The sequence below is a fragment of the Ruegeria sp. YKSF131 genome (assembly GCF_059612645.1).
Genome location: NZ_JBXWQZ010000054.1, coordinates 26,584 through 33,197 on the forward strand (window position 1 = coordinate 26,584; position 6,614 = coordinate 33,197).

General features: G+C 54.6%; 4 protein-coding genes. 3 read left to right on the forward strand and 1 reads right to left on the reverse strand.

Annotation, left to right across the window (positions count from 1 at the left end; all coding sequences use genetic code 11):
• Positions 1 to 7: 7 nt before the first annotated feature.
• On the reverse strand, positions 8 to 460 hold the full coding sequence (locus AC2FLZ_RS16970; protein WP_209507088.1) for an Lrp/AsnC family transcriptional regulator: 453 nt from the start codon (positions 458 to 460) through the stop codon (positions 8 to 10).
• A 116-nt stretch (positions 461 to 576) separates the two neighbouring features.
• On the opposite strand from AC2FLZ_RS16970, the gene AC2FLZ_RS16975 reads away from it, so the two are divergent.
• From AC2FLZ_RS16975 to AC2FLZ_RS16985, 3 genes are all read left to right on the forward strand, one after another.
• Positions 577 to 1,776: a methionine gamma-lyase gene (locus AC2FLZ_RS16975; RefSeq protein WP_496882459.1), complete on the forward strand. Its 1,200-nt coding sequence runs from the start codon at positions 577 to 579 to the stop codon at positions 1,774 to 1,776.
• 15 nt (positions 1,777 to 1,791) lie between these two features.
• Positions 1,792 to 4,164 (forward strand): thiamine pyrophosphate-binding protein, encoded by a 2,373-nt coding sequence (locus tag AC2FLZ_RS16980; RefSeq protein ID WP_480625165.1) that lies wholly within the window; start codon positions 1,792 to 1,794, stop codon positions 4,162 to 4,164.
• 464 nt (positions 4,165 to 4,628) lie between these two features.
• Positions 4,629 to 6,614, forward strand: a 1,986-nt coding sequence (locus AC2FLZ_RS16985; protein ID WP_496882460.1) for a M10 family metallopeptidase C-terminal domain-containing protein, incomplete at its 3' end; no start/stop codon positions are given.

The window sequence follows — 6,614 nt, forward strand, 5'->3', positions numbered from 1 at the left end:
AACCATCTCAGGCTGGAAACACCGCTGTTTTCTTGACTGTTCCATAAACAAAGCTGGTGTCGATCGAAGCTATCCCGCCGATCGGGTGAATTCGGTTTCGAATAAAGTCTTCGTATGCTTCGAGGTCCGATACCAATACCCGCAACTGGTAATCCATTGCGCCGGTCAGCACGTGGCATTCTAGAACTTCATCGATCATCCGAACGCGTTTTTCGAATTTCTGCACATCTGTTTCATTGTGCCGCTCAAGCCGGATGCGGACAAAGACGGTTATCGCCATCCCGTATGCAGCAGCGTCCACATCGGCACTGTATCCCTTGATGACACCGCTGGCCTCAAGGTTTTTGACCCGCCGCAAACACGGTGAAGGAGACAGATTGACCTCATCAGCAAGATCCTGGTTCGTCATACGCCCGTCCCGCTGCAACGCTCGAATGATCTGCCTGTCTTTGGCGTCCATCTTCTCTCCATTTTTTAGCATAATATGCCAATGTAGGCCCTCAACGTGGCATTATTCGCAACCCATTGCTCAAAGTAAAGGCGCAAAGTGATAGCGACTTAGATCAGGAGCCCACCGTGACCCACACAACCGGATTTGCCACTCGCGCCATTCATCATGCCTACAACCCATTTGAAAATGATGGTGCGCTGACACCGCCCCTCCACTTGACCTCAACCTTCTCCTTCGAAACCGCAGAGGCAGGCGGTGAGATGTTTGCCGGCGAGCGCGCAGGTCATATCTATAGCCGGATATCGAACCCTACATGTGACCTTCTTGAAAAGCGCATTGCAGTTCTGGAAGGTGCCGAGGCTGGGCTCGCGCTTTCCAGCGGGATGGGCGCAATTACCGCCGTATTTTGGACCCTGTTGTCGCCAGGTGACGAAGTCATTGTCGACAAAACACTCTATGGCTGCACATTCGCTTTCATGCGCCACGGTCTGGCAAAATGGGGTGTCACTATTACCCATGTTGACATGACGGACCCCGCGAACCTGAAAGCCGCTGTTTCCGAAAAAACCCGTGTCGTCTACTTCGAAACCCCAGCCAATCCAAACATGCGCTTGGTGGATATCGCCGCCAGTTCAGAGATCGCACATTCTGTCGGTGCGCAGGTTGTGGTCGACAATACATATGCCAGCCCCTATCTGACCCGCCCGATTGAGCACGGCGCGGACATCGTCCTTCACTCCGCCACCAAATATCTGGGCGGGCATGGCGATGTGGTCGCGGGTCTTGTGGTCGGAACCGCCGAGCAGATTTCTGAGATCCGGCTTGTCGGCATGAAGGACATGACAGGCGCAGTGATGGCACCATTCAACGCAATGCTGATCCTGCGTGGGCTGAAGACACTGAACCTGCGACTGGATCGCCACTGTGCGTCCGCCAAGGTTGTTGCCGATTACCTTCAGGCACACCCTGCCGTCAGTGAGGTGTATTTCCCGGGGCTTGAGAGTTTTGCCCAGCACGATGTCGCACGACGCCAGATGTCGCAGCCGGGGGCCATGATCGCCTTTGAAGTCAAGTCTGGCCTGTCCGGTGGCATCAAGTTCATGAACCGCCTGAACATGATCCAGCGCGCCGTGTCCTTGGGGGACGCAGAAACCCTAATCCAGCACCCGGCATCCATGACCCATTCGACGTATACTGCGGAAGAACGAGCAGAACATGGAATCAGCGATGGCCTGATCCGACTTTCCGTCGGGTTGGAAGACGTTGAAGATATCCTTGCAGATTTAGAGCAAGCTTTGCCCTACCCTGCCCGCAGTGCCGCCTGAGTCCCGGAGACCACCATGCCGTATGATCCCAACCAGTTGAAAATCGTTGAACAGCGTCTGCTGTGGCTGTCGCATTGGATGATCCACCATGCCAACCATATCCGGCCCAAGGTTGATGGGATAAAGGTCGGTGGTCATCAAGCGTCGTCTGCGTCGATGGTTTCGATCATGACTGCGCTCTACTTTTCGGCTTTACGGCCCGAAGATCGGGTTGCGGTAAAACCGCATGCGTCACCGATTTTCCACGCGATGCAGTACCTCATGGGCAACCAGACCCGCGAGAAGATGGAAAACTTTCGCGGGTTTGGTGGCGTGCAAAGCTATCCCAGCCGGACAAAGGACATCGATGATGTCGACTTCGCGACAGGTTCGGTAGGTTTGGGTGTCGCGATCACCTCGTTTGCTTCGATCATTCAGGACTACGTCAAGGCCAAAAACTGGGGGGCAGATGCCCCGATGGGGCGAATGGTGGCGCTTGTAGGCGACGCTGAGCTGGATGAAGGCAACGTATACGAGGCATTGCAGGAAGGCTGGAAAAATGGCCTGCGCAACACGTGGTGGATTATCGACTACAACCGGCAGTCACTTGATGGCATCGTTCGTGAAGGATTGTTCGAACGGATTGAGAAAATCTTTGATGCCTTCGGATGGGATGTTGTGCGCGTGAAGCACGGCGTGTTGCAGCGTGCGGCCTTCAAAGAACCTGGCGGTGATCGGCTGCGAGACTGGATTGATGCCTGCTCGAACCAGGAATACTCGGCCCTGACGTTCATGGGCGGCGAGGTTTGGCGAAAGCGCCTCATGGACGATCTTGGGGATCAGGGGGATGTGACGGCGCTGATCGAGCGGCGCACAGATGCCGAACTCGCTGCATTGATGGAAAACCTCGGCGGCAACTGCGTTGAGACCATGGCCCAAACCTTTGCTGCCATCGAACATGACCGCCCTACTTGTTTCTTGGCCTACACGATCAAGGGATGGGGTACGCCAATTGCGGGCCACAAGGACAACCACGGTGGGCTGATGAACAACAGCCAGTTCGTCGCGTGGCAAGAACACATGGGCGTGCCTGCCGGTGAGGAATGGGAGCCACTTGCGGCAGTGCAGGACCCGGAAGCGCTGAAAGACTTTCTGTCGAAAGTTTCCTTCTTTGCCAAAGGTCCGCGACGCTATTTCGATGACAAGCTGGATGTTCCATCTATTGACATCGACACAAGCCGCGAAATCTCGACCCAAATGGCTTTCGGCAAGATTTTGGATGACTTGTCGAAGGGCGACAGTCAATTGGCCGAGCGTATCCTGACGACATCCCCTGATGTCACAGGGACAACAAACCTTGGCCCCTGGGTAAACCGGCGCAAACTGTTTGCCAGATCCGAGCAAGCCGACGCTTTTATTGAACACCGTATCCCCTCGACGGCCAAATGGGAATTTACTCCTGAAGGGCAACATATCGAGCTTGGTATTGCCGAGATGAACCTCATGTTGCTTCTCGGTGCTGCGGGCCTTTCGCATTCCCTGTTCGGCAAGCGGCTTATCCCGATCGGTACTGTGTATGACCCCTTTGTCAGCCGCGGCCTCGATGCGCTCAATTATGCTTGTTATCAGGATGCGCGCTTTATGCTGGTCGGCACGCCTTCGGGCATTACGCTGGCCCCAGAAGGCGGCGCACATCAATCCATTGGCACACCGTTGATCGGGATGAGTCAGGACGGTCTGGCGGCCTTTGAGCCAGCCTTTGCCGATGAACTGGCCGTGATCATGGAATGGGCCTTTGATTATCTTCAGCGCGACGGCGAAGGGCAGCCGGACGAACGCACCTGGCTGCGTGACGAAACAGGCGGTTCGGTTTATCTGCGCTTGACGACAAACCCGATTGAACAGCCTGGCAAACGCGTGGACGATGAGTTCCGTCAAGGTGCCATTGATGGTGCATACTGGTTGCGGAGGCCGGGCCCGAATTGCGAGGTCGTAATCGCTTATCAAGGGGCCGTTGCACCCGAAGCGATCAAAGCCACTGGCGTGATGGGCGAAGGACGCAAAGACATCGGAGTGCTGGCGGTGACTTCAGCAGATCGGCTAAACGCCGGGTGGACGGCAGCGCAACGGGCGCGTTCGCGCGGCAATCAGACGGCTCGGTCCCACATCGAAACTTTGATGTCCGGTCTGCCGCGCCACTGCAAGCTGGTTACCGTGATTGACGGACACCCCGCGACATTGTCTTGGCTGGGTGCCGTACAGGGACATCAGACCATCCCATTAGGGGTCGAACATTTTGGCCAGACAGGGACAATCGGCGACCTCTATCGGCACCATAGCATTGACGCGGACTCCATCCTGGAGAAGGTGAACGGTCTGACCCATGGCAAGGCTTTGCTTCGCACATGAGCGGCGGTATTGGGCGTCGCAGCTAGGGGCCCTTACCCTCCGGGTATTTGGGCCCTTTGTGCTGGCGCGCCCTTGGGTTCGAAACCCGGAACGAAAGGCACCTTGTTCGAGCCAAACTTTTGGGATCTGAGAAGAATTGCCGTTCGGGACTAAAGAAGAAATCCGCACGCCTTTGCTTCTGTCACTACAGGTGCTCAAAACTGTCGCAGGTATGGACCGCCATGAAAATCAATTTTGCGTGCATTAAGTCGGCCTATTTACGCTATCCGGTCGGTTTATTGGCGATAATCTTTTTCATGTATGCGCTTAATAAAAATGCGTCTGGCCTTCGAGAAGGTAACTCTTGAATTGCCGTTAATATTGTAGTTTGCAGGAGGCGCTCCGGTACGCGCTTGCCCCAAAAAGAACACTTTATTCGAACAGTTTCAGCGCAATCAATAACACCTAATTTCTAAGACTGAATAATGGCCACCGTTACAACAATCCCCAGACCTTCCGTAAGTTCTCCGCTCAGCTCTATCCAGGGTACCTATGCATATGGTGACGGGAATCCGTCGACCACGACGGTGATTTCCTACAGTTTCGGGCATTTCTCTGATACACTGGCTTGGTCATCGGAGTATAAGGCGGAGTTCCGTGCGGCGCTGGCCGCAATAGAAGCCGTTGCAAACATTAATTTTGTCGAAGTCACCTCCGGTTTCGCCGACTTGGTTGAGGTTATTGCGCCTTCTTCATTCTTTGATAACCCGCGAACTCTCGGATTTCATTATTCGCCATCGAACGGGACGTCCTATGGTGCGTTCAATACGTCATACTGGACTGCTTCTTTCAACGGAAACGGTGATCCGGGCGGGTATTTCTTTACCACTTTGGTCCATGAATTAGGTCACGCCCTCGGGTTGGGCCATCCTCATGACACCGGATTGGGAACAACCGTGTTGAGCGGTGTAACGTCGCCATTCGACTCGTTTGGCGCAGCGAACCTCAATCAGGGTATCTATACCGTGATGTCGTATAACGATGGATGGACTTCACAAAACGGGGGGCTGCACTTTAACGCCACGTACGGTGGTTCAACGGGGCTTGGGGCTTTGGATATTGCCGCGTTGCAGGCCATGTATGGGGCGAATACATCGCACAATTCCGGGGGCAACACCTACACGCTTCCCTCTGCAAACGTCGCAGGAACTGGGTACCAAGCCATTTGGGATACTGGTGGAATTGACACGATCCAGCATGTAGGCAGTTCGAACGCACAGATCGACCTAAGGGCTGCCACCTTGGATTATTCCGTCACGGGCGGTGGGGCGGTTTCCTTTGCCGCTGGGGTAAAAGGTGGTTTCACAATCGCGCACGGCGTTGTGATTGAAAACGCGTCGGGCGGGTCGGGCGCTGATATCATTATCGGAAACACTGCGCAGAACGTCTTGCGTGGGAACGACGGAAACGACACCATTCACTCGCTGTCCAACGGAAGCAACAACAACACCATCTATGGCGGCCAAGGCAATGATATCATTTTTGTGGCCCAAGGTACCGGCGCTGACCAAGTCTTTGGGGACCAAGGCAATGATCTGGCTGTCGTGCGAAGCAACGCAGGCACGTTTACAGGTGGAACCGGCACAGACACTGTCAGATTTGTCAGCGCGATAAGTAACTATTTATTCTTTGAAAACGGCGTCTTATACGAGTTTTTGGACGTCATCACGCGAACAACCTTCACGATTGCAGACGACGTAGAGTTGGTCCAGTTTCTTGACGGGCTACAGCAGTATTCCCGGTCGAATATCAAGTCTGCGATGCAGCTTTCAGATATCGATACTCAGGGAACAACGTTACAACATGCCAGCCAAGGGCTTTATGTGCTGGATGGCGGCAGTTCGAACATTGCTTTGATTTACGGTGGTCAGTCTATTGGGCAAAACTCGCTTGCAGGCTGGCAGGCACTTCAGGCCGAAGCATCGGGCGGTGGCTACAAGGTGCTGTGGCAAAATGCGAACGGATCATATGCCGAATGGACCACGGATACTTCGGGCCAATATGTTAGCGGGACCGGCATCGCCAATGTCGTGGATGTCGAGGCCTTTTATGGTGTTGATCTGAACAATGACGGCCAGACCGGCCACGTCACAACCAATATCGAGACCAGCGGGTCGACAGCATTCGCGTCATCAACTCGTGGTGAATATCTGATCAACGGTACCATCGGCCTGTCGTACAATGGCAATGCAATTGGGCCAGACAGCCTGCCGGGTTGGCAGGCACTTCAGGCCGAAGCATCGGGTGGCGGTTACAAGGTGCTGTGGCAAAATGCGAACGGATCATATGCCGAATGGACCACGGATGCTTCGGGACAATATGTTAGCGGGACCGGCATCGCCAATGTCGTGGATGTCGAGGCCATTTATGGTGTTGATCTGAACAATGACGGCCAGACCGGCCACGTCACA